At 47.9% G+C, this 23,464-nt stretch carries 21 protein-coding genes; 1 reads left to right on the top strand and 20 read right to left on the bottom strand.

What is annotated here, in order from left to right:
* Nucleotides 1-8 precede the first annotated feature (8 nt).
* Entirely contained in the window at nt 9-2,594 is a 2,586-nt protein-coding gene (locus MJB10_RS12025; RefSeq protein WP_314805141.1) for an ABC transporter substrate-binding protein, read from the bottom strand.
* Nucleotides 2,595-2,813: 219 nt separating this feature from the next.
* Between MJB10_RS12025 and MJB10_RS12020 the strand changes: the two genes are divergently transcribed.
* On the top strand, nt 2,814-5,129 hold the full coding sequence (locus tag MJB10_RS12020; protein WP_314805589.1) for an S-layer homology domain-containing protein: 2,316 nt from the start codon (nt 2,814-2,816) through the stop codon (nt 5,127-5,129).
* Nucleotides 5,130-5,204: 75 nt separating this feature from the next.
* On the opposite strand, the gene MJB10_RS12015 is transcribed toward MJB10_RS12020, so the two are convergent.
* The 19 genes from MJB10_RS12015 to MJB10_RS11925 form a co-directional block, all read right to left on the bottom strand.
* The gene (locus tag MJB10_RS12015) at nt 5,205-6,353 is read right to left on the bottom strand and encodes an MFS transporter (protein WP_314805588.1); all 1,149 of its coding nucleotides are present in this window, start codon (nt 6,351-6,353) and stop codon (nt 5,205-5,207) included.
* Between the two features lie 146 nt (nt 6,354-6,499).
* The gene (locus MJB10_RS12010; protein WP_314805139.1) at nt 6,500-6,796 is read right to left on the bottom strand and encodes a hypothetical protein; all 297 of its coding nucleotides are present in this window, start codon (nt 6,794-6,796) and stop codon (nt 6,500-6,502) included.
* Entirely contained in the window at nt 6,765-7,379 is a 615-nt protein-coding gene (locus MJB10_RS12005; protein WP_314805137.1) for a DUF3990 domain-containing protein, read from the bottom strand. The genes MJB10_RS12010 and MJB10_RS12005 overlap by 32 nt, the downstream gene beginning before the upstream one ends.
* A gap of 34 nt (nt 7,380-7,413) precedes the next feature.
* Nucleotides 7,414-8,397 (bottom strand): aldo/keto reductase, encoded by a 984-nt coding sequence (locus MJB10_RS12000; protein ID WP_314805136.1) that lies wholly within the window; start codon nt 8,395-8,397, stop codon nt 7,414-7,416.
* A 57-nt stretch (nt 8,398-8,454) separates the two neighbouring features.
* Nucleotides 8,455-8,847, bottom strand: a complete 393-nt coding sequence (locus MJB10_RS11995) for a GIY-YIG nuclease family protein (RefSeq protein WP_314805134.1) — start codon at nt 8,845-8,847, stop codon at nt 8,455-8,457.
* 6 nt (nt 8,848-8,853) lie between these two features.
* A complete protein-coding gene (locus MJB10_RS11990; protein ID WP_314805132.1) occupies nt 8,854-9,333 on the bottom strand; it encodes a DUF6530 family protein in 480 nt (159 codons plus the stop codon).
* Between the two features lie 116 nt (nt 9,334-9,449).
* Nucleotides 9,450-9,998 (bottom strand): hypothetical protein, encoded by a 549-nt coding sequence (locus tag MJB10_RS11985; RefSeq protein ID WP_314805130.1) that lies wholly within the window; start codon nt 9,996-9,998, stop codon nt 9,450-9,452.
* Nucleotides 9,999-10,103: 105 nt separating this feature from the next.
* Nucleotides 10,104-10,364, bottom strand: coding sequence for a hypothetical protein (locus MJB10_RS11980; RefSeq protein ID WP_314805128.1), 261 nt, complete (start codon nt 10,362-10,364; stop codon nt 10,104-10,106).
* Nucleotides 10,361-10,753 (bottom strand): hypothetical protein, encoded by a 393-nt coding sequence (locus MJB10_RS11975; protein ID WP_314805126.1) that lies wholly within the window; start codon nt 10,751-10,753, stop codon nt 10,361-10,363. Before MJB10_RS11975 ends, MJB10_RS11980 begins: the two co-directional genes overlap by 4 nt.
* A 173-nt stretch (nt 10,754-10,926) precedes the next feature.
* On the bottom strand, nt 10,927-11,778 hold the full coding sequence (locus tag MJB10_RS11970) for a 3-hydroxybutyryl-CoA dehydrogenase (RefSeq protein ID WP_314805124.1): 852 nt from the start codon (nt 11,776-11,778) through the stop codon (nt 10,927-10,929).
* 60 nt (nt 11,779-11,838) lie between these two features.
* On the bottom strand, nt 11,839-13,020 hold the full coding sequence (locus tag MJB10_RS11965; protein WP_314805122.1) for an acetyl-CoA C-acetyltransferase: 1,182 nt from the start codon (nt 13,018-13,020) through the stop codon (nt 11,839-11,841).
* A gap of 18 nt (nt 13,021-13,038) precedes the next feature.
* Nucleotides 13,039-14,160, bottom strand: a complete 1,122-nt coding sequence (locus tag MJB10_RS11960) for an acyl-CoA dehydrogenase family protein (RefSeq protein ID WP_314805121.1) — start codon at nt 14,158-14,160, stop codon at nt 13,039-13,041.
* A 126-nt stretch (nt 14,161-14,286) separates the two neighbouring features.
* Nucleotides 14,287-15,195, bottom strand: a complete 909-nt coding sequence (gene prpB / locus MJB10_RS11955) for a methylisocitrate lyase (RefSeq protein WP_314805119.1) — start codon at nt 15,193-15,195, stop codon at nt 14,287-14,289.
* 296 nt (nt 15,196-15,491) lie between these two features.
* Nucleotides 15,492-16,949: a bifunctional 2-methylcitrate dehydratase/aconitate hydratase gene (locus MJB10_RS11950; RefSeq protein ID WP_314805114.1), complete on the bottom strand. Its 1,458-nt coding sequence runs from the start codon at nt 16,947-16,949 to the stop codon at nt 15,492-15,494.
* Nucleotides 16,946-18,100: a citrate synthase gene (gene mmgD, locus MJB10_RS11945; protein ID WP_314805112.1), complete on the bottom strand. Its 1,155-nt coding sequence runs from the start codon at nt 18,098-18,100 to the stop codon at nt 16,946-16,948. Before mmgD ends, MJB10_RS11950 begins: the two co-directional genes overlap by 4 nt.
* 17 nt (nt 18,101-18,117) lie before the next feature.
* Complete coding sequence (locus MJB10_RS11940; RefSeq protein ID WP_314805105.1) at nt 18,118-19,275, bottom strand: acyl-CoA dehydrogenase family protein; 1,158 nt, start codon at nt 19,273-19,275, stop codon at nt 18,118-18,120.
* 197 nt (nt 19,276-19,472) lie between these two features.
* Complete coding sequence (locus MJB10_RS11935) at nt 19,473-21,434, bottom strand: ATP-dependent DNA helicase (protein ID WP_314805103.1); 1,962 nt, start codon at nt 21,432-21,434, stop codon at nt 19,473-19,475.
* 123 nt (nt 21,435-21,557) lie between these two features.
* Complete coding sequence (locus MJB10_RS11930; protein WP_314805098.1) at nt 21,558-22,439, bottom strand: radical SAM/SPASM domain-containing protein; 882 nt, start codon at nt 22,437-22,439, stop codon at nt 21,558-21,560.
* A 90-nt stretch (nt 22,440-22,529) separates the two neighbouring features.
* Nucleotides 22,530-23,324 (bottom strand): lipid II flippase Amj family protein, encoded by a 795-nt coding sequence (locus MJB10_RS11925; protein ID WP_314805096.1) that lies wholly within the window; start codon nt 23,322-23,324, stop codon nt 22,530-22,532.
* Between the last annotated feature and the right edge of the window lie 140 nt (nt 23,325-23,464).

The following is a 23,464-nucleotide window of genomic DNA, read 5'->3' as shown; positions in this document are numbered from 1 at the left end:
ACCATTTTCTATTCTTCTTCTGTTTCAGTAACCCTAGCCCATTTCAGCTCCCACTCAAAACCAAACGAGGGGAAGAAAACGCCATCAACGTTCGGTTTCTTTACATAAAGCCGGCTGCGGAAGTACAAAGGTCCGATCGGCATCTCTTCCATCAACAGCTTCTCGGCATCGACAAGCAGCTTAGATCTCGTTAATGGATCGTCTTCCTGACGAGCAGCGTTTATTAATTGATCATATTCTGTGTTGGACCAATCGACTTCATTAAATTCAACCCCTGTTTCCCACATATCAAGGAACGTCATGGGGTCGTTGTAGTCAGCACCCCATAATGCAAGGCTCGCATCGAAGTCGTGTTTGAATTGATTATCAACACGTTTTGTATGCGGTAATGGCTCTGTTGTCACGGTAATACCGAGATTTGTTTTCCATTGCTTCTGAATAAAGGTAAGCGTACTCTTGCCTGTCTCCGTGTCATCTGCGGATAGCTTAAATGGCGGCAACGATGTCAATCCAAGCTCATGTAAACCTTCAGCAAGCAACTCCTTGGCGATCTGCGGATCGAACTTCGGTTCAACGTCATCCCCCGCAATTGAACGGAATAGATGATTGTTGCCGTCAAGCGTTCCGTTAGGGATATATCCTGTCGACGGAAGTGATCCATTTGTAATTATCAAAGCAATAAGTGCCTCACGATCAATGCTAGACATTAACGCTTTCCGTATTTTGGCATTAGCGAAAGCAGGGAATTTCTCTTCTTGAAACATCACATACGATGTGGTTAATTCAGGCTTTCGAATCACATCAGGCTTTCCTTTATACAGATTCATGATGGACGAATTGATCTCTGAGATATCAGCGATATCCGATTCATAAAGCACGATGCCCGTAGTTGCGTCTTTCACGATGTTGACGACAAACTTGTTTAGTTTTACATTAGCTGCGTCCCAATAGTTCTCATTTTTCACAAACTTTAGAGATTCACCGTGATCCCATTTGACTAATTTAAAAGGACCAGCACCCATCACTTTATCTGCTTCGGCGCCATATCGGTCACCTTGCGCGGCGATAAAATCTGCCCTTTGCGGAAAAAATATTGGAAATGCAAGCATGCTCGTAAAGTAAGTAATCGGACGTTCTAAATTGATTTCAAGCGTCTGATCGTTAATTGCTCTTACACCAAGCGCATTTTGTGCTTTTTCTACGTCGGAAACGGATCTGGCTTTCGTTACAGCTTCTCCGCCTTTAATCCATGTCAGTATAAAACTGTATGACGCTCTGGTAGCAGGATCGAGAGTCCGTTTCCAAGAAGCTACGAAGTCTGAAGCCTTGACTGGAGTTCCATCATTCCATTTCGCATCGCGCAGAGTAATGGTGTATGTTAAGCCGTTATTTGTTATTTTCGGCAAATCCTTCGCGAGCCCTAGTTGTACTTTCCCGTCTTTATCCAGACGATACAACCCTTCGTTAAACGCATTTATCATGGAGAAGGCCGCAGTTGCAGTTGCTTTAGAGCTATCCAGAACAGGGGGTTCAGCCGAGAAGTTAATGCCTATTTCCTGCGTCTCTGCTTTATTAATGACAGGAACACCGTTCTTGAATAATCCTTTAAAGGCAATACTGCCATCCTCTTCGTATTGAACACCTTGTCCATTCGCTAAATCATTATGGAATTCACCTTCAAAATGGATCTTTCCATTGGCGTAGTAAGATTTCCCCTGCCCTTCTAATTGAAAGTCCTTAAATTGACCGTCAAAGGCAAGCGTTCCGCTTGGATTCAATAATTCCCCTGTACCAGTGCCAGATCCATCCACAAATTCACCTTTATAAATCCAACCGTTACTAAAATATAAAGTCCCATTACCTTCTATGCTGTTGTCGAGCATTGTTATTTTTTCGTACAAAAGGGTTCCGTCTTCATTGTAGATATTTCCCGTTCCGTTCATAAGATCGTTATACCATTGACCTTCATAGCGTTTCTGACCACCCAGCCAAAAAAGAGTGCCGTTACCGCTCCTCTTATTATCTTTGAAATCGCCATCATACACAATTTTTCCGTCTGCGGAGATGGTACCATGACCGTCTTTCTGATTACCCGTATAGGCCAGATGGTTACTTGGCTGATTGAGGGTATTCCTCATATAACTAGATAGCCCATCACGAATCAAAACTGAGTGACGTTTATCATCCCAAATCACTTTCTTACCGCTAGTTTCACTAATGAATCGAAGCGGGACAAACGTGTTCCCGTCTTTGATGATCGGAGCTGTGGATAGCACTTTGGATGAGCCATTCACCCTCGCGGAAGTACTGCCAATTTGGAGTTTAATGATTAATTCACTGGTAGAACCTGTAACCGTCTGAGACTCCCCACTCCAATTCACGTCAAAGCCTAGTTTTTCGAAAATAGTCCGAAATGGCACCATCGTTGTACCATCTTCAATAAATGGGGGTACTTCAAAAACGAGCTCTTCTCCATTTAATAGGACGGGAATTGACGTTGCAGCCTTCGATATGTTGGGGGTGCTGACAAGCAATGCTAAAGATAGTAGAACTGAGATGAGCTTCTTTTTCACACAGACAACCCTTTCGATCATTTTTTGCAAAAAACTAGGCGTAACTTGCACCGGTTCTTTGTATGCCAAGTATTACATAGTTCTTGCAAACGTGTAAAGATCATAGAAATAAAAGCTGACAAACGAATTGTGTCCACGATACGATTTCGAAAAATTAGAAACTTTTCTCAATTTTGTACGTAATAGTTAACGGAATCATTTTCCAAAATATAGAAAATAGGAGTGAATGGATTGAAATTAATGAAACGAACGTTAAGAACGGTCGGAATGTCAATGTGTATAACGGTTATTGGAGTAAGTGTCCTCTCCTCACAGGCACTGGCCGCTGATATCGGTATTGCGACGTCAACAAAAGCTGCGGCTTCAACGAACGCTCCGAATACGAATGCAAATCCTGTTGATGCGAAAATTTCAAAAGATGAAGCCGTTGAGCGGATAAGAAAACTTTTTCCTCTGTTACAAGATGCTGATACGCAATCTGTAAATTTCGGAGATCCTTACACATACCCTCCAAGTAAAGACAAAGTATGGACCATTCAGTGGCAACTCAAAACAGAGAATGGAGGTTTTGGTTTCAGCAGCAAAGTGGATGCGATGAATGGCGATATCCTGCAAATGTATGTTCCAACTTTGAACGATCCGCGCAGCAATATCAGCCATTTCCCTCCCAAGGTGACCAGAGAACAAGCGAAGCAGCTAGCTAAAGATTATGTCATACAGTTAGCTCCTTCCATTACGTCCGATGCTTTGCAAATAAATGATGATTTTACACCCTATCAAGGCTTGACTTCCTTGTTTGCTCCTGTTCAATATGCATTCAATTTCAATATAATGATTCATGGCGTGAAATTAAATGATGGCGGTATTCAAATAACGCTAGATGGAGAAGGTAATGTCTTAAATTTCCACAAAAACCCGCAATTAGACAGTTACCCTTCCACTGATCCGAAAATAACGTTGGAACAAGCAACGCAATTCGCAAAGGAACATCAAGCTGTAGATTTACAATACATACCGATCCGTAAAGGAAACAAAATTGAATCCTGGTGGTTGGGATACGTGCCCCTACTTCCACCAATTGATGGACAAACGGGACAATTTGTAACACTTGGTATGCCACGCAACGCCCTAGGGTCAAACTATGTTCCCATTTCTAAAAGAGACAAAGTATTCACCCCTCTCACGAAAACTGGGGAAATAACAGTCGAAGAAGCTGCTCAAATCGTAGAAAATGCTTTCCCTCAACTTAAAGAAAAAAAGTTACAGCAAAAATCCCTAAATGATGGCTGGAACGGTGATAATCATAAAGTCTGGACGTTATCTTGGGGAAATAACGAGCCTATGATGGGTCCAATCGGATCAAATAGCGCGACCTTAGATGCGCAAACTGGCATTATACTAAATTATTCAACAAATACCTTCGGTCCTTACCCGCCTGCTGCTGCAACGGCATCAACTGAACCCGCTATCTCCAAGGATGCAGCTCAGCAGCGTGCTGAAGAAGTGATTAATCTGGTTTATCCTAATGCAAGCGAAGACTTGAAACGGATCGATCCTGCCATTAGCTTGGTCGTTTCAACGAACCCGCCGCAACAATATTCCTATACATTTCAGCGATTTTATAAGGGGCTTGCTGTCAGCGGAGATACAGTGAATTTAATTTTAGATTTAAGTGGGAATGTTATGAATTATTTCGCCCATATATCCACTCTGGATGACCAAGTTATGTCTAAATTAAAGCAAAATGTATCCAAGGAGCAAGCACTGGAGAAAATTTGGGAATCTGAGAAACTCGAGTTAAATTTAAATTCTTTTGGTGGATACGTATCCAATACGACGTATGAGCAGCCAGTTGCTAAATTAGTGTACAATCAAGTTTTGAAAAGCGGCAGCTTGAATGCCGAAGCCTTGGACGCAACGGATGGCACATGGAAACCTGTTTGGTTTGAGAAGACCTCACAGCCTTCTGTAAACCCAAGCGATATAGCTGGCCACTGGGCACAACAAGATTTGGAGACCATGCTGCAATATCAAGTCCTTACGACGGATGACTCGGGTCATGTAAACCCAGACCAAACGATCACAGTTGGAGATTGGTTGACGATGATGTCTTCAGCCTGGTCGCCTCAATACAAAAATTTCTACAATGGAAACCGTAACGATAAGCCCTATTTTGCCGATATCAATGAAAGCAGCCCTTATTATGATGCTGTCCGAACTTTCATACAACTGAAATGGCTAACTGCGGAGTCGACTCGAAATTTTAACGCAGATCAAGCTTTAACACGCGAAGCCTTGGCATCCTCCGTTATTCACATTCTTAAATACAATAAACTGTCAAGCCTCTTGGCTCCAACCGTAACAGAATTACCTTTCACAGACAGCAATTTGATTACAAATAAATCAGATGTAGCATTAGCCCTTGAATTAGGAATTATGGAAGGATCCGATGGTGCTTTTGAGCCATTAGCTACAGTAACCAAAGCGCAAGCAGCCGTTGTCCTGATGCGTCTAGTCCACTTGCAAGGCAAACTTGATCAGAATATCGGACAATAATAGAAAAGAAAAAGAGCTGATCCTCAAGTCACTTTTTGACGAAGATCAGCTCTCTTCCTATTCAATATAAGTACGCTAACCCTCAATCCCTACCCCGCTCCGTTTCCTTCGCAATAGGATCATTCCGCCGAACACAACCACACACGTGAGTGAAACGCCTGAGCTATACAGGAACACCTGCCGCATTCCGTACGCTGCGCTCAATATGCCGCCCAAGAAACTGCCGATAATTCGCGCAGCGCCGAGGCTGAGCAGGCCGTTAAGCGTTTGACCGCTAGCCTTCCACTCGGGAGGCACCTCGCGATTGATGAACGTGGCGAGTGTCACGGACAACACGATAAAGATGGCACCGTGCAATACCTGGACAGGCAGCAGCCAATGCGGATCGTAGATTTGTGAGAACAAGTACCATCGCAGTGAAGAGGCTAAGCCTGCCATGAGCAGAAGCACGGATATCGGAACTCTCTTGAAGATTTTGGCCGAGAATAGGAGAAATGGCAGCTCACTCATCGACGAAATCACCATCGACCAGCCTAACAATGCGCTATCTCCGCCAAGCTCTTTCATGTAGATGGGGAAAAATGCATAATAATAGCCTAATGTAATTTGGATAATAAAATTAATGCTTAAGTAGAACATCAGTTTGCCATTGTGGAATAGCTCTCGAAACTTCTTCTCCATGACATTCGTCACACGACCGACGGCTGGAGGGAATCGCCATAAACACACCAAAGCAGCAGCCATTGTGCCCGCATACACGAGGAACATCGTATCAATATGCTTCTTGGCAACAAGGCCGAAAATGAGTGACATCAGAGCGAAGCCCACTGTGCCTCCCAAGCGAATCCACCCGAAGTTCCACGTAGGACGTCTATCTAATTCTTCTAGCGTGATCGCATCGCTCAGAGCGAAGATCGACGTTTGGAAAAAGGTGAATAGGCAGAGCATCGCCATCACAAATACGAATTGCGTCGAAAGCGGTAAGAATAACATCGACACACCGCTTCCGATGAGGAGAAGTGTTAGAACGCGATTTTTCGTCTTCGCGCGATCCCCTAGTGCCCCCCAGATCGGCTGCCCGATCATGGCAATCAACGGCCCAAAGCTTAATAAAATACCAATTTGCTCCTGCGAAAATTTCGCATTGTTTAAGTACACGGGCATGAACGTCCCATACACCGCGTTCCCCATATAAATGAGGGCATAAAAGAGTAAGAATGCGATCAGCTTCGTTGTCAGTTCCTTCTTTCTGTTACGCCTCGATGTGAATGCAAAGTTAACGGCGCTTTATTTTAAACAATACGATGTGCTCACCTGTGCGCGTCACAAAAAAAGCTCAACCGATGTGGATGAGCTTTCGTTGGGCGCTATTAACGAACATGCGCATGTAATCGCGTCTCAAGGTGAAAAATGCCTTTATCCTGTGACGCATCTTTCGCCATCTGCTGAATACGTTTCAACCAGTCGCTAGCCGTGTAATTCAACGTTTTGGCTTGGACCAGACGCTCCGCGTGATCATAACAGGTGTCATAGCCACCTAATTTACGAATGACCTCGGCATAATCTACAACAAGCTTGCGAGCACCTTGCGGACTGAAGCCGAAATGCTGAACCAGTGCTTCAACAATACCGCGTTCATACAGATTCAGCCGAACTTGTGTTGTCATGATAGGTCCACCTGCCTCCCGTAAAAATGTTATAACCAACGAAACGAAGCGAAGTCGCCCATTTCTCCGAGGAGAAAACCACCTGATTGCCTAGTCGTAAGGCATCCAGTTTCCTGCCGCGAGTCGTTCGTAAAATTTGATCATAAAACCAATGTACATCTTTATTTAATTGTACTGCTTCTTCAATAATTCGTCCAGTATCCCCATCAGCCATTGGGCCAATAATGATGTCTGGATGTGCTTTGCAAGGGTCGGGTTGACTTTTTATCGTCACCTTGCGATGAGCCATAACAAATTCAGCCCAAGCCAACGAATCGCTGAGAAAAATTAACGGCACCATCGAAGCTGGCACTTGCGTGAGCTCAATTTCCAATACGCAGGGCCGCTCATCGCCACGCAGTGATCTGCTTGCAGCTCGATGAGCCCAGATACGCGCTTGCGCCGCTGAGATCGTGGTGTAGAACCCTTCTCCGAAATCGCGGCCAGGCCGCCAGTAACATTGATCGAGCAATCTTTCCTTAAAATGCCCGACAAGATTATGGGTAGTGCCGTGAAACAAACGCTGTGGTGTTATTATATCCATCTTGCGTCCTCCTGAGACGGGGTGCTTACCTTGGTTAGTAAGGGCCTCGAATATGATTCTTCACGGCAGAATCATAGAAGTCTCTCAAGCGAGCAAGTTCAGTCTCAGAGTAACTCTGTACTTCAAGTGTCGCAAGATTAGCTTGGATCTGGTTCACGCTCTTGAAGCCCGGAATGACACACGTAATGTGGGGGTTGTCCAAAATCCAACGTATGGAAGCCGAAGCCATCGTCTCACGGCCATCTGCAATCCAAGCGAGCTGGTCAGCAAGCTCCACACCTTTCGCAAATGGAAGACCTGCAAACGTTTCACCTACATTAAAATGTTCTCCATTGGCATTGAAATGGCGATGATCATCTGGCGCAAATGTGCTGTCTGTCTTGAACTTGCCAGTGAGCAGCCCGCTAGCCAGCGGCAGACGAACGAGAATGCCTACACCTGCTTGATGAGCTTGCGGAAACAGGTGTTCTGATGGCTTTTGACGGAATAAATTATAGATCACTTGCAGCGCTTTAACGCTTGGTACCCCGAGGCAAAATAATCCTTCCTCTACGGTTTCCACGCTCACGCCGTAATGACGAATTTTCCCTTCCGCTTTCAGCTTATCCAGCACTTCGAAGACGCTGCCATCTTGCAAGATCGCAAGCGGAGGACAATGAATCTGATACAGATCAATCCGCTCTCGATCTAAACGCTTTAAGCTACTCTCACAGTAAGCGCGCACCGTTTCTTCCGAATACGTCTGCGGATCATAAATATCACCAGCCCGGCAAAACTTCGTCGCTATGTAAATGTCATCTTCTTTCCCTTTCGTTGCTTGGGCTAGCAGTTCTTCCGCATGACCCGCGCCGTATACATCCGCTGTATCAAAGAAATTAACGCCAGCCTCCATCGCAGTCTGTAACCCCCGAATGGCCTCCGCATCGTTCACATCTCCCCAGCTGCCGCCGATGGCCCACGTCCCAAAGCTAACTTCACTAACCTGCAGTTCGGTATTTCCTAATTGACGATATTTCAAATGATTTCCTCCTTCGCATGCACGTAATCATAAGTGTAAACAGACTGACCTTTGAGATCAAGTTTTGTTGTGCTTGCGTCGATTATACCCTGCCTCATCGTACGGCTGGAGCTTCTCCAGCCAGAGTTCCAGTAAAGCATCAACCTCACTGCGGTAATTTCGCAGCTCTGATGCATCTACCATGACGTCCTCCCGCGGCTGAATACGATCCAACTCTTCAAAAACAAAGCTGTCCGCACCGTAAGTCAGCCAATCCCTCTGAATTTCATGTGTCGTGTTCAGCCTCGTTTGCTGACAAAATTCAAAGCGATTGCGGGCGCCATCCAAATCCATTGTCCCAGCTACGAGCACCTTGTTATTTTTCACATTGCGAATTTGGTATACACCCATTAATCGAAAGGTTTGCGTATAGTCCGCAGCCAGTTCCTTTTTCTTCTGTTTATCTAACACGATCGATTAATACCCCATTTCTTTTAAAATGCGTGAAAGCGTCCGCAGACGTTCTCCGATCAGCTCATCGTCATCGCTTAAACTTTGACTGAACAAACGGATGTCTTCGTTAATTTTCTCGTTATCCGTGCAGACCTCAACCGTCATGGCATCGCCTTGCAGTCCGATCCGGTCAATGACAGGTTGATTCTCGTCGTAGAAGTTCTCATAGCGATATGCCTCTTGGAAGTGCAGCTTAGCGCGGCTAATCAGAATGGCCAGATCTAACACGCGATGAAGTGGGAGCTCCTCAGATTGTCTCGACCACTTCTCACCTGTGTAGCGCCATACTTTGGCGGAAATGTCGACTTTCCCGCGATCATTCCACTGCGCTAATCCTAGGGAAAGTCCCTCGGCGTCGGATTTATCCGCGTATCTGCCATCAATCTGTTTATAGTTCTCCGAAACGATGACGGGTTTATGTTTTAAAGTCGTTGGAATTTTCATCGTGATTCCTCCTAAAATGGGGTTGCGCTACACTTTTATTTAGTAATTTACTAATTTACTAAATAACTAAATCTAAAACAAAGTATACGCATGCCGGTTCCAGAAGTCAATGTTCACTAAAGAAAAGCGTGAATCAAAAACAACACAGCAAATGCTAGTCCACACCTCATATGCCATTTCTTATCGAGTCTTCTGTATCGAAACATACCCGAAATCGGTACTGGTAACAGAACGACTAGAGCAAGAAGGCCGCTAATGTTGTTGAAATCCCATTTAAAACCGTACATAAAAACGGCAACTGTATGGAGAACAATAAGTGCAATAGCTAGAATGGCGATAGAAGTATGATATTTTTTGACATAGCGAAGCAGCACGACCAAACCTTTTTTCAGATGAGCTAATCTCCCCCATATGCGCTGTTTAATAAGAAATGCTAAAACGTAATTTGCTAAAACCACGAATAAAGCGATCCGGGCATTGGAGCCATAATCTTTGAAGGTATGCTCAAAACGCCGGTTATGCCATGTTGATGACGGTAAATGAAACAAACTCCAAAGCTGCCACATTACATAAATTGCAGACACTGCCATCGCACCAAATACCCATATGCGTTCTTTCTTAGGAATCCATGGTTGTTTTACTTCTTGATTTTGCTTAGCAGCCATTTTACTTTCTCCTCTTCTTATTAATAGTTGTACTATACCCCATCATTCTGAAAATGAGATGAGAAACACAAAAAACAGCCATCAAAGTAAATGGCTGCTCTCAATCTAATTATATGTAATTTTCAAGCCTAATTCTGCAGCCCGGACAAGAGCCGTGTCAGAGAATTTCGGTTTTTTGTAACGCTCTTCAAACTCTTCTTTCGTGAGGGGAACCCAAGTAAACTCACGGTTCTGATACACATACGTCTTTTTTCCCCAATCCACATGAACCGTACGGCTCGCTACCTTTTTCACAACACCGATTTCAAGAATGACACCCGTTTTTCCAAACATTTTGGCACAGTATTTCCCAACCATTTCGCTCATGCCCGCACCTCTTTACTTTGTTTCAAATCTGCGATGATGTGACCTGCAACCTCAAGCGACTCCCCGCTTGGGACGTACAAATCTAGGAATGCTTTCGTTATAATGCGATCGATGGCTTGTGCCAAAGCAGTTTCATCCAGCGCATCCAAATGCTTGGTCACATAAATCGTAATGCTGCGAGATTCCGTATCATACTCATCGTCCTGCCCGTCCATTTCAATAAAATGAACAGGATCCCACGCATCGATACGCGCCTTCACGATCTTCATGATCGGAGATGGATCGTAGTCTAGCGATGCTAGATACTTCTCTTCTTTTCGTATCTCTTGCTGTAAACTCCACATCATATAATTCATTCGCGTTTCTGGCGAAACCGCTCGAAATTTCAACTCGATTTCCCTCCTAAAATGGCACTTAGAACATACAATTACCTGGCTACCTTATGATTCCAATAGTTTACCATGAACCGCAAGGAAATGCGAAAGCTTGTCCATCCGCTTGCACTAAATGAAAGGAGCAAGCCTTTCCATCAAGGCCTGCTCCTGCCAAAATCACGCTAACTTCACGTATATGTGTAAAATCCTTGGCCCGATTTCCGGCCTAATCGCCCTGCTTTTACATACTTCCGAAGCAATGGACATGGTCTGTACTTGCTGTCTTTAAAGCCCTCATAGAGGATATCCATGATCGCCAGGCACGTGTCCAAGCCAATTAAATCCGCCAATTCCAATGGCCCCATCGGATGCCGCATCCCCAGCTTCATAACGGTATCCACCGCTTCAGCGGTTGCTACTCCTTCATAGACGGTAAAAACAGCTTCGTTGATCATCGGCATCAGGATTCGATTCGAAACAAAGCCTGGGAAATCCTGCACTTCTACGGGTGTTTTGCCTAGTTCAAGGCTGAGTTGAACAATTGAATCATACACCGTTTGTGTGGTTTCCAATCCGCGTATAACTTCAACTAAGCGCATGACAGGCACAGGATTCATGAAATGCATCCCTATCACATGCGAAGCGCGGGACGTCACCGCTGCGATTTCAGTAATGGGCAATGATGAGGTGTTCGTTGCTAGAATGGTGCCTTCTGTGCATACCTCATCGAGTTCACGAAATAGAGCTTGCTTCACCGACATGTTCTCGGCGATTGCTTCGATCACAAGCTCACATTCACTAGCTTCCTGCAAGGAGGCCGTAAGCTGTACCTGGGACAGAATTGCGGATTTGTCATCCTGATTCCGAATCCCTTTCGCAACGCTTCGCTCCAGCTGTTGATCTAGATATGCTATGCCTTTCCCGAGCATCGCGGATGAAATATCCATCCATCGCACCTGTTTTCCCGCTTCGGCCGCAACCTGCACAATGCCGCGACCCATCTGCCCAGCGCCGATCACCATAATAGTACCGATGCTCATGACTTCTCACCTCGAATCTAAACTCTGCTTCTATCATCTATATCTGATGCGGTTGTTGGCTTATACATCGACACGTACTAAGATGGCATCTCCCTGCGCCGTTCCGCTGCAAATGGCAGCAATTCCGTACCCGCCTCCATGTCGGCGCAGCTCGTTAATTAATGTCAACACAATGCGGGTCCCGCTGGCTCCGATCGGATGCCCCAAAGCAATGGCACCGCCGTTCACGTTTACGCGGTCCCGCTCCCATCCCAGTATGTGCTCACAGGTGAGCAATACGGCGGCAAAAGCTTCATTGACCTCAAATCGGTCAATTTGCTGGGAGCTCATCCCTGCTTGATTCAGCAGCTTGGCAACCGCAAGTGCTGGCGCCATGGCAATGTATGGCGCTCGCTCACCAACCGTGGCATGCCCTACAATGGTTGCCAGCGGTGTAAGCCCTTCGGCATGCGCACGCGCTTTGTCCATAACGACCAATGCAGCGGCGCCGTCATTGACGCCCGGCGCATTCCCAGCGGTAATGGTACCGCCGCTGTCAAACACAGGCGAGAGCGCCGCGAGCTTCGCCAGACTCGTGTCGCTGCGAGGACCTTCATCGCGATCTACGACGCGCTCGCCTTGCTTACTGACGACGCGTACAGGCACGATTTCCTCCGCGAAGTAGCCTTTCGCCATGGCCGCTATCGCTCGCTCATGGCTGCGTAACGCCCAAGCATCTTGCGCACCACGTGTGATGCGAAATTCCGCAGCGACTTGGCTGCCGTGATTGACCATATGCACGCCGTGAAACGGGCAGGTTAGCCCGTCACGCAGCATACTGTCGACCAGCGTTTGATCGCCCATACGTGAGCCCCATCTCGCTTGCGGCACGAGATAGGGGGCCTGACTCATACTTTCCATGCCTCCTACAACTAAGAGGGAAGCATCACCAGAACGAATCATCTGATCGGCTAACGTGATACTCCGCATGCCTGATGCGCAAACCTTATTGATCGTCTCCGAAGTAACCGGCCAATCCAGACCCGCACGACGAGCCGCTTGCCGAGAGGGGACCTGGCCTGCACCGCTCTGCAGAACCATGCCCATCACCACATGCTCGATGGCTTGCGGATCAGCGCGCGATCGGCGAATCGCTTCTTGAATGGCGATGCCGCCGAGATCGACCGCTGCCATCTCTTGCAGCGCACCGCCGAACTTGCCGAAAGGCGTTCGTGCCCCCCCCACAATAACCGTTTCTCTCATAGGAATGTCCACGCTCCCTTACGTTTGCAAGTAATGCGAGATCGTGATTCTTAACTCTTCCTGCATGGTTTCAATAAGCTGAAGCATTTTGGCATCCCGCAGATAGCGCTCCACTGGGAAATCCTTGGTGTAGCCATAACCGCCGAATATTTGCAAGGCTTCAATGGCGACATTGACGGCTGTTGTACCAGCAAAATGACAAACAGGCACATAGTCCACCTGTGGTGTTGGATGCTCTTGGCAAGCCGTTTGATACATTAGCAGCCTTGCCGCTTCAATTTGCGTTGCCATATTCGCCAGCTTGAAGGCAATCGCTTGCTGGGATGCTATCGGCTTCCCGAATTGCTTTCGCATCGATGCATAGGCCAAAGCCGCTTCCATAGCAGCCTGGGCCACGCCAATCGCTTGCGCAGCGAGTGAGCTGCGTGCGTTATGAAGGGTCGCTGCGGCGATCCGTAAGCCGTCCCCTTCTTCACCAAGACGCTGACTGGCGGGTACTCGGCATTGCTCAAAGTGAACCTGTCTCATCGAAGAGGAGCGGGTTCCTAATGTGTTCTCTTTTTCCCCAAGTCGAACCCCGAACTGGTCTTTCTTGATTACGAAAGCGCTGCAACCTCTTCCTTTCAATGAGGGCTCCGTCCAAGCGTAAATGACCCATATATCCGCATCTCCTGCGTTCGTTAGCATATTTTTAATGCCATTAATTATATACGTATCCTCTTCACGTAACGCGTGCAACTGCCCTAGTCCATTCAGCGTTTCCATCTCAGCGGCGGCTCCAAGCAGCTTTCCTTGTGCTAACGGCTGCAAATAGATTTGCTTCTGTTCTTCCGTCCCGAACTCTGCAATCGGTGCACACGCCAATGCTGAATGCACATACAGGCTATGAGCCGTAGAAGCACAGGACTTCGCAAGCTCCTCCAGTACCAAACTCAGCGTGATACGATCTGCACCGAGCCCTCCATCACTCTCCTTCCAAGGGATGCCGGTTAGTCCGAGTTCCGCCATAAGTATATACAGACGCTGATCGAATCGTGCCTGCTCGTCACGCTTTGCCGCACTTGGCGCGACTTCATGCTGGGCAAAATCACGAACCATCGTGCGAATCATGTCCCATTCATCCTCGTAACTGAAATCCATGCCAGTCACGCCCCTTATGCAAGTCACACTAGCTCACGTTTGACGACGCTATATTCACAGATTGCTGCTCACGGGGGCTTGCACTTGCACTTACACTTACACATACACATACACTTACATTTACATTTACACTTGCTCATCCAGAATCGTCTTTGCAATCCGCCCGTCCAACGCTTCATATTCCTCATAACGAATCGCTGCGTACAGCTCCTTACGGGTTTGCATCGACGGTAGGGAGGATTGCTGTGACCCATGTAACCGAATGTCGTCAAATACACGTTCAATCGCCTTAGCGGCAACGCGAAGCGAGGTGACGGGATACAAAATCATTTGAAAACCGAAGCTCGCAAACTGGTCTGCTGTCCAATACGGCGTTCGGCCGAATTCGGTCATATTAGCCAGCAACGGCACATCAACAGCGGAACGAAATAAGCGAAACTCCTCTTCGCGCTCCAGGGCTTCAGGGAAAATCGCATCTGCGCCAGCTGCCACATATCGTTGCGCACGTTCGATGGCATCCTGCATGCCCGTCACACCTTTGGCATCCGTACGCGCAATCAGATACAGTGTCGGAGCGACTTCCTTAATTGTCTTTATTTTCTGCACCATTTCATCGGCGGTGACAAGCTTCTTGCCATTCAGATGCCCGCATTTCTTTGGCATCTCTTGATCTTCAAGCTGTACAGCGGCTGCTTTAGCTTCAACCATCTCCTTCGCTGTCCGGGCGACTTGCAGGATGCCGCCGAATCCCGTATCAATGTCGACGAGAAGCGGGAGTCCAGATGCCCGAACTAATTCACGTGCGCGATCAGCAACCTCGTTCGAATAATGCACGCCAAGATCGGGCAGCCCTCGACTCGCGCTGAAAGCCGCACCAGAAAGATAAATAGCTTGGAAATTCGCAAGCTTAGCTAACCGTGCTGACATCCCATCGTGGGTGCCAGGAATTTGCACAATCGGACCTGCTGTCACCAGCTGCTTGAAATCGGCCGCAAGACGACGCTGATCCGGCTCTTCTTCAATCAGCCAGGACATGGCGACCTCCTTTCATGGCATGGAAATGTGCTACTTCAAGCTTCCGAAATCCACCACATGGCGCTGGCTCGGTAGGCTTGTTGTACGCTGTACAACATGATCGAGAAATAAGCACATTTGACTTGTATGCTGTAAACGGTACAACATTTTCGCCGCAAATGACGCGGTTAGCTAGATTGATGTTCTTTTTTGTTGCACAAAGTACAAGATGGGGCACCAATTGAGCCTCACACAGCACAAAATGTTGCACATGCAGCAACATAGCGCTTCACCACCAATAATCCGTACAGAAAATCCTATGTCGATGTCGTAAACAAAGAAAGAAACGCCGGCGCAGGCATCGCAAGCAGCTCCTCATAAGCAAGCGACACATCCTCGATGACTTGCGTCTGCTCAGGAGTATATCGGCTCAGTAGATTCGCCTTGTATTTCGCAATAACCTTGGGCAGTCCCTCCTCCCTCCGTCGTCGATGACCAATCGGATACTCGCACACGACTTTCTCTGACTTGGTGCCGTCCGTATACACAATCTCAATCGCATTGGCGATTGACCTCAGTTCAGGATCCAAATAATCTTGGCTGTACCCCCTATCCTCCCCCACGGTCATTTTGGCTCGTAACTCGTCAATACGCGGATCAGCCGCTGCTTCATCCTCATAGTGCTCAGCCGTTAGCGTCCCGTACAGGAGCCCGATGGCGACCATATATTGCAGACAATGATCCCGATCTGCCGGGTTATGCAGAGGGCCGCGCTTATCAATAATCCGTATCGCCGACTCATGCGTGGTTAATCTAATTTCTTGAATCTCAGCGAACCGATTTCTAACCTGCTCATGAAGCTCGAATGCGCACTCGACTGCGGTTTGCGCGTGGAATTCAGCTGGAAACGAGATTTTAAATAAAATATTTTCCATCACATAGGAACCTAAGGGTCGTGCTAATGTCAGGGCATTGCCCCGGAACAGCACATCCTGAAAGCCCCATTGCTGTGCAGTGAGGGCGGAGCTATAGCCCATTTCTCCTTTCATCGTCATCAAAGCCAATCGAACGGCTCGGCTCGTTGCATCGCCAGCGGCCCATGACTTCCGTGAACCTGTATTCGGCGCATGTCGATACGTCCGCAAGCTCGCGCCATCGATCCACGCGTTAGATACCGCACTGCACACTTGTGTGCGCGTGCCGCCAAGCATTGCGGTTGCGACCGCAGTTGAGGCTATTTTGACCAAATGCACATGATCCAGACCTACCCGATTCAAGCTCGTATTCAGCGCGAGGACACCTTGAATCTCATGCGCTTTGATCGCCAATGTAAGCACATCATGGATCGTAAACGGCGCTTCGCCGCTTTGCATGCGCAATCGACTTAGATAGTCGGCTAATGCCAGAATACTGCCCAGATTGTCAGAAGGGTGTCCCCATTCCGCTGCAAGCCACGTGTCATTATAATCCAGCCATCGAATCATACATCCGATATTGAAAGCAGCCTGCACAGGGTCAAGCTCATACGAAGTACCTGGTACACGCGCTCCTCCTGGCAATTCACCTCCTGGAACTAGCGGTCCTAACAGCTTCGTGCAAGCAGGAAACCGTAAAGCAAGCAGCCCCGTGCCAATGGAATCCAATAACACATGGTACGCAATCCAGTAGGCTTCATCACTATCAATCTCTGCGTACAAGACATAGTCAGCAATTTCTTCAATCAGAGAGTCGAAACGAGACACATCTGAAGGATCATGATTAGCTGCCGAGCTCATCCCTCCTCCTCCTCTTCACTACCCAGATCATCCTCCACCACAGGCGGATGCAAATCTCGCGGTCCTGTATAGCGAACCCGCGGGCGGAAGAGTCGGTTATTCGCATGCTGTTCCATCACATGTGCCGAAATTCCCAACGTTCGCGCAGCCAGAAACACGGGCGTGAACAATGAAATTGGAATGCCAAGCAAGTAGTAAACAGGAGCAGCATAGTAATCCAAATTCGGATGCAGCCCTTTCTCCCTTCGCATGACCTCTTCACCTCGCACACACATGTGATAGAGATCAGGTTGATTCAAATGTGCCGCTAACAGGGCTAAAGCATCCTTCATCAGCAACGCGCGCGGATCAGGCCTTTTCATATACACCCGATGGCCAAATCCCATGATTCGCTCACGTTTTGCTAACTTGGATAGAATCAGCGGTTCCATTGCTTCTTCACTGCCTGCCTCCAGCAGCATTGCCATAACCGCTTCATTCGCGCCGCCGTGCAGCGTTCCTTTCAAAGAGGAAACCGCACCCACTAGCGCACCGTACAAGTCGGACTGCGTCGACGCAATCACTCTGGCGGTGAACGTCGAATTCGGCATTTCGTGTTCGCTGTACACAATCAAGGACTGATCGAAAATCGACTCTTCCAGCGGTGAAGGCACCTTCCCCGTCAACATATACAAGAAATTTGCCGTATACGAAAGGCTCCTATCAGGCTCGATAAAAGGCTGCTTCGTCAACGCGCGATGCCCATAGGCAACAATTTGCGGCACTTTAGCGAGCAACCGAATCGCTTTACGGCGATTAGCCGCTGGAGATCGATCATCAAGCTCTTCATCGAAGCTGGCCAGAGCTGAAATCCCCGTACGTAAGACGTCCATAGCATCGGTATGCTCGGGCAGTAGGTGAAGAATCGCGCGCACATTTTGCGGCAGCCCATACGCAGATATAATACTTGCTTGCAACGCAGCGCGAGCACCTCCATCTGGCAGGATGCCATCCAATAGTAGAACCGCCACATCCAGGAACGTCACCTGTACCGCAAGTTCCATTAAATCATAGCCTCGAATGACAATTTCTTCTTTCTCGACATCCAGATAGGAAATGCTGGTTTCGCTAGCTACAATATTTTCAAGCCCTGGCAGATAGAGATCACTCATGTTATCGCTCTCCCTTCCTACACACGTTCGGTTAGCAGCATGCGGGAAATCACAATACGTTGAATCTCATTCGTCCCTTCATAAATTTGCGTCACTTTGGCATCTCGAAAATATCGCTCAACCGCTTGCGTTTGCATACAACCTAACCGGCTTAACATCTGGAGGATCTCATTTGTCACCCTAACCGCTGTATCACTGGCAAAAAGCTTTGCCATAGCTGCCTGTTTCCCATAGGACATTCCGTTTCCTTTCCGCCATGCGGCTTGATACATCAGCAATCTTGCGCCTTCCACTTGTGAAATCAGTTCACTAAGCGTATCCGAATAGCGGAACAAATGCGCCCCATTCGTCCCTTTCGCCTTTGTGGCCCTCCCTTCATTGACATAAGCCAAACCAGCGTCCAAAGCGCCTTGAGCGATCCCAACAGCCTGCGCTGCAATCCCAATGCGGCCCCCATCCAAGCTTCGCATCGCGATGCGAAAGCCTTCACCCTCCCCCCCCAGTAAGTTGGCAGCAGGAACGCAGCATTGCTCGAAACGAAGTTCGACGGTCGTGGAGGAACGTATGCCTAATTTCTTCTCCTTTTTCCCAAAAATAAGTCCCGGAAAGCCCTTCTCTACGATAAAAGCGCTAATACCTTTCTGTCCCTGACCAGGATCCGTCAAGGCAAAAACAATGTACACCTCCGCCTCACCGCCATTGCTGACGAAAAGTTTCGAGCCGTTCAGTTCATACTGGTCGCCATGGCGTGTAGCTGTCGTACGCATAGCGCTTGCATCGGAGCCCGATTCGCTTTCTGTCAAGCAGTACGCACCAAGCAGCTTTCCTTCAGCCATAGGGCGCAAATAAGCCTGTTTCTGCGCGTCCGTTCCGTATGTCTCCACCGCCCAACTGGCGAGCGAAGTATGAACGGAAAGCATCACGCCTGTCGAGGCACAAACACGAGATAATTCTTCGATCACCATGGCATAGTTGAGAAAAGGTTCATCTTTGCCGCCAACGGCTGTCGCCCAAGGTATGCCGGTGTAGCCCAATTCTCCGAGTCGCCCAAAAATGTGGCGATCAAACCGCTCCTCCTCATCTCGTTGCGCCGCAGTCGGAGCTAATTCGGATAGAGCGAATTCTCGCACCCGCGTGCGGAGCAGATTTTGTTCCAGCGTATAAGTCAATTGCAAGTCCTCACCTCCTTCGTCGCAGATGTTGAGCTGACATACGTTGCGGAGGATGTTGAAACGTCGCGAACCTTGCATCGGACAAGTTGTAATCGCTTACAGTTATATGATATATATACATCCTTTTCGGCGGCATTAGACTGAAAGCAGGTAAAAAAAAGACCCCAACATCCGCATGGACGTTAAGGTCTTACTTGTATTTAGGAATCTACGCGTGCTTCCGACTTCATCTCCACACCGCTTGGCAGGATACGCTCAATATGTCCGCGCAGCTCCGCATTCGCATGTATCTCACCCGCGAAAATGGCAATGATGCCGCTATCCTCGCGCGTTCGGATCAAGCGCCCCATCCCCTGCCGTAAGCGCAGCAGCATGTACGGAATGTCGACCTCTTCGTATGGCGCGTTCGATGCTTCACGCTTCGCGTTGAACACAGGGTCGTGCGGAGGAAACGGCAAGGACCACACGATAACGTTCGACAACGAAGGTCCTGGAATATCGAGTCCTTCCCATAAGGAAACAGCTGCCAGTACGCTGTGCTCATCCTCTTGGAAAGCTGCAATCGCATGCGTAATTTCTTGATCGCCTTCATAGATGAAACGTAGATTGGCACAAGCCGCTTCGTTCGAAATCTGTCCCTTGAACGCATGCAATTCCTGGTGCGTCGGAAACAAAATTAACGCTCTGCCTTCGGTCTTCTGCAACAGTTGGACCGCTGCGTTCATCTTCTCTTGGAAGCTTCCGCCTTGTTCCCAAGCAGGCACGATCACTTCCATCCGTTCCGCATAATCATACGGCGATTCGACAGAGAAGGATAAGTACTCTTCCAACCCTAAGCTATTCGCGACATAGTCGAAGCTGCCCTCAACTGAGAGCGTTGCGGAGGAGAATACGATTGGCATTTTAGCCGAAAAAACATGCTCTTTCAACACTTCTTTCACCGTTCGAGGCATAATGACTAACGACAATCCTGTGATACTTTCCGTCGCCCAGCAGATGAATGAATGCTTGTTTCGGAAAAGCGCCAGCGCCTTCTGCATCATTTCCAGATGCTCTTCCACGATTTTGAGCTGATAATCATTGAGTGTGAACATTTCCCCCTCGAAGACGAGTTCCTCCTCAATCTCCGATAAAATATCACACAGCAAATGAATCTCCTGCAGAAGCGCGTCATTCATCACGATTTGCTTACGCTCCGAGCCAGGAATCGGCTGACAACAGCCTTCCAGCACCGCGAACATCCGCTCACTCTGATCAATGGCACGGTCAATGCAGACAGCTAACGTCTCGCGCACTTCGCCTTTTAATAGCCGAACAATCAATTCTTCAAAAACGATATGTTTGAGCTTGTACGTTAGCGCTTTCTGCGCGGCGGACTCCATCAGATGGCCTTCATCAAAGACAACCGTACAATGTTCTGGGAGCAAGGGCAGCTGCCCTTCTCGCTTCCGGCTATCATAAGTCCATACATGCTCCATATAGAAATCATGCGAACAAATGATCAGATCCGCCGAGCGCCGATATGCTTCACGTGATAACGTTTGACCGCAGCGATGCCGCTTATCACAGACGAAGCAATCCTGGTAAGCATCCCAGTTCATGCGCTGCCATTGCTCATCGTTCAAGTGCGGATAATTTTTGCGATCCCCATAGGCATAGAACGTTTGCAGCGCCTCGCGCGAATGCACGAAATCAGGCAATTCTGCATAAATATCCCGATAAAGCTCCATATCGTCGTGTCCGAATCTCGCTTCATCCAGCTTCATCAGACAAGCGTACTGATCTGGCGACTTCGCGAGTCTCGCATCGATCTCCATATTCAGATGACGTGCAATTTTATCAATATCTCCGCCAGGCTTCACCAATTGCTCAATCAGCGATTCGTCCGCACAGGCAATTATGGCTGGTTTATTCCGATAACGTGCATAGCAAATGGCGTAGAGCAAGTACACGAGTGTTTTGCCCGTACCAACGCCAGCTTCTGCAAAAATCGTCATTTTATCCGCATACGCCCGCTCAAGCTGGAACGCCATGTAGATCTGTTCATCTCGGATTTCAAATCCTGCCTCAGGCAGAATGTCATAAAAAATATCCGCAATCCAATCGGATACTTGCTTCATATAAGGCTGACCACGATCATATGCAAAAGGATAACGTCCCACCTAGGTGTGCCTCCAAACATCTTAAGGAATCAAACTTGTATTATCTCACGATTTTGCACTAAAAGCAAAAAACTCATCCACCTGCGCACGAGCAGCATGGATGAGCCTCATGATTTCCACTTTTTATACTAAACTAAACCGTTCCCGATACCCGCATTTTTTGCAAAGTTCCTCGACCACTTCACGTCTAGAAAAGCCTTCGAACAATCGATTAGCTCGCTCACCTTCGATAATATCCGAGAATGGCGTCTGATTAATATTCCCGAGGTTAATAACCCCTTCCCCATCCAAGCAGCATGGAATGACGGTGCCGTCTACGAGAATACCCGCTTGATTACGAAGTGCATGGCAGAAGCCTGGCCCCTCAATCTCTTCCGCCTTCAGATCCGGCCATTGGAACTCATGGTCCTGGTTCAAGTACACACGATCTGCCAGCTTCAACCCCGTGCCGCGAACGAATTTCTCATCGATTTGGTAATCAAGCTCGAAAGTTCGCTCTAACATGTCCAGCACTTCACGGTTGCGCTTGCGCTCCTGATTCGTCTGATTGTCTTGCGTTAGATTCCACAAACGGAACGAAATGATGACATTCGAGTTCGCCACGATTTCCTTGGCAAAGTTCAGAATGCTCATCACATAGCCTTCTTTGTCCTCGGATCCTTCATGGCCGTCAAAGCTGTGCAGGGAGAAATTCATTTGGCGCAGCGCCGGTTTGCCGAGCAGCTTGTGCCGATTTTTGTTAATTAGCGTGCCGTTCGTCGTAATATTCACTTTAAAGCCCTTCTCATGGCTGAGATCGAGCAGTTCATCGATTTTGGGATGGAGCAGCGGCTCCCCCTTCACATGCAAATAAATATGATTCGTATGCGGCTTAATTCCATCTAAAATATTGGAAAACGTATCGAGCTTGATAAAATTCGCCTGGCGCTTCGTCTGCGGACAGAAGGTGCAAGCCAAGTTGCAGACGCTCGTAATTTCGATATAAAACTTTTTGAACTTCTTCATCGTAGGTAAATCTCCGTTTCTAGCTGAGCTAGTAGCTATTATACCAAGCTAGCCCGTCAATGGAAAGCCGTGTTCCTAAGTTAGAAAAGATTAGAAAAGCAGCTTCACGATCCAACCGATGAAATAAGCCGATGGCACCAAGAAAAACTGCGCTAAAAGCGTGCCAAGGAAGCGGGTCGTCATTAGCAGCGCGTAAATTTTGCCGAGCTGTTTTCGCTGGGCTTCATCATGCAGCGCTTTATCCGTAATGAGTCCGAGCTGCGGATCGATGAAAATCGTCAGCAGGATCGTCGCGATCCCGTTGATCAAACCAGAAGCTTGGGACGCCGTTGTTGCATACGTTGGATAGAGATGTGCGGCATACAAGGATGACAGGACGCCAACTGAATAAAATGCAGTTACAACAATATTCATCGCTAGAAATCGCTTCGATACGCCCAAATAGCGGAATTGGCTGAGCTTGAATGTCGGTTTTTTGATGTATTTCGTCGTGTTCTTGAGCTGCTGGACCGTGACTCCGGAGATTAGTTTCGGGATGGAGCCTGCAACCTCCAATCGGGTAATGACACGTGCGCTCAATCGTATGCAGGATGGGAATAATGCGATGCCGACGATCGTCCCGATGGACGAGGCGAACAATGAGATGCGAAGAAAGCGCAGCAGATCGAAGCTCCCATCCGTCTTAGCAAAATCCACAAAATGAGCCGTCATCGGCGCTTGAATCAGATTTGCGGTCCGAGACACCAGTACAACGATACCGACAAGCGATAGGGCAACAGCCAGCTTATTCACCCGAACGCCTGCATAGCGAATTGAGTATGAAAGCGTCTCAGCCGTATGAATGATCATGGTTAAAAAGAATACCAAAAGCAGCGTGTTTAGCATGCGCGGTTCTCATCCTCACTTTGTAAAATGACGGCTCATACGAAAACCCACCTGGTGTTATTACACATAGGTGGGTTTCGTGTCTGTAAAAACTGTATTCGCTGTATTGGGCGTATTCCCTTTATTTGTTGCTGAGTAAT

Source organism: Paenibacillus sp. MBLB1832 (assembly GCF_032271945.1).
GTDB classification, from domain to species: Bacteria; Bacillota; Bacilli; order Paenibacillales; family NBRC-103111; genus Paenibacillus_E; species Paenibacillus_E roseopurpureus.
This window is presented reverse-complemented; position numbering and strand designations above follow the sequence as displayed.

Coding starts and splice junctions, on each gene's coding strand:
- MJB10_RS12025 (WP_314805141.1), bottom strand. CDS start 2,594: ATGATCGAAAGGGTTGTCTGTGTGAAAAAGAAGCTCATCTCAGTTCTA.
- MJB10_RS12020 (WP_314805589.1), top strand. CDS start 2,814: ATGAAACGAACGTTAAGAACGGTCGGAATGTCAATGTGTATAACGGTT.
- MJB10_RS12010 (WP_314805139.1), bottom strand. CDS start 6,796: ATGACAACACAAGTTCGGCTGAATCTGTATGAACGCGGTATTGTTGAA.
- MJB10_RS12005 (WP_314805137.1), bottom strand. CDS start 7,379: ATGGATATAATAACACCACAGCGTTTGTTTCACGGCACTACCCATAAT.
- MJB10_RS11990 (WP_314805132.1), bottom strand. CDS start 9,333: ATGAAAATTCCAACGACTTTAAAACATAAACCCGTCATCGTTTCGGAG.
- MJB10_RS11985 (WP_314805130.1), bottom strand. CDS start 9,998: ATGGCTGCTAAGCAAAATCAAGAAGTAAAACAACCATGGATTCCTAAG.
- MJB10_RS11980 (WP_314805128.1), bottom strand. CDS start 10,364: ATGAGCGAAATGGTTGGGAAATACTGTGCCAAAATGTTTGGAAAAACG.
- MJB10_RS11970 (WP_314805124.1), bottom strand. CDS start 11,778: ATGAGCATCGGTACTATTATGGTGATCGGCGCTGGGCAGATGGGTCGC.
- MJB10_RS11965 (WP_314805122.1), bottom strand. CDS start 13,020: ATGAGAGAAACGGTTATTGTGGGGGGGGCACGAACGCCTTTCGGCAAG.
- MJB10_RS11960 (WP_314805121.1), bottom strand. CDS start 14,160: ATGGATTTCAGTTACGAGGATGAATGGGACATGATTCGCACGATGGTT.
- prpB (WP_314805119.1), bottom strand. CDS start 15,195: ATGTCCTGGCTGATTGAAGAAGAGCCGGATCAGCGTCGTCTTGCGGCC.
- MJB10_RS11950 (WP_314805114.1), bottom strand. CDS start 16,949: ATGAGCTCGGCAGCTAATCATGATCCTTCAGATGTGTCTCGTTTCGAC.
- mmgD (WP_314805112.1), bottom strand. CDS start 18,100: ATGAGTGATCTCTATCTGCCAGGGCTTGAAAATATTGTAGCTAGCGAA.
- MJB10_RS11930 (WP_314805098.1), bottom strand. CDS start 22,439: ATGAAGAAGTTCAAAAAGTTTTATATCGAAATTACGAGCGTCTGCAAC.
- MJB10_RS11925 (WP_314805096.1), bottom strand. CDS start 23,324: ATGCTAAACACGCTGCTTTTGGTATTCTTTTTAACCATGATCATTCAT.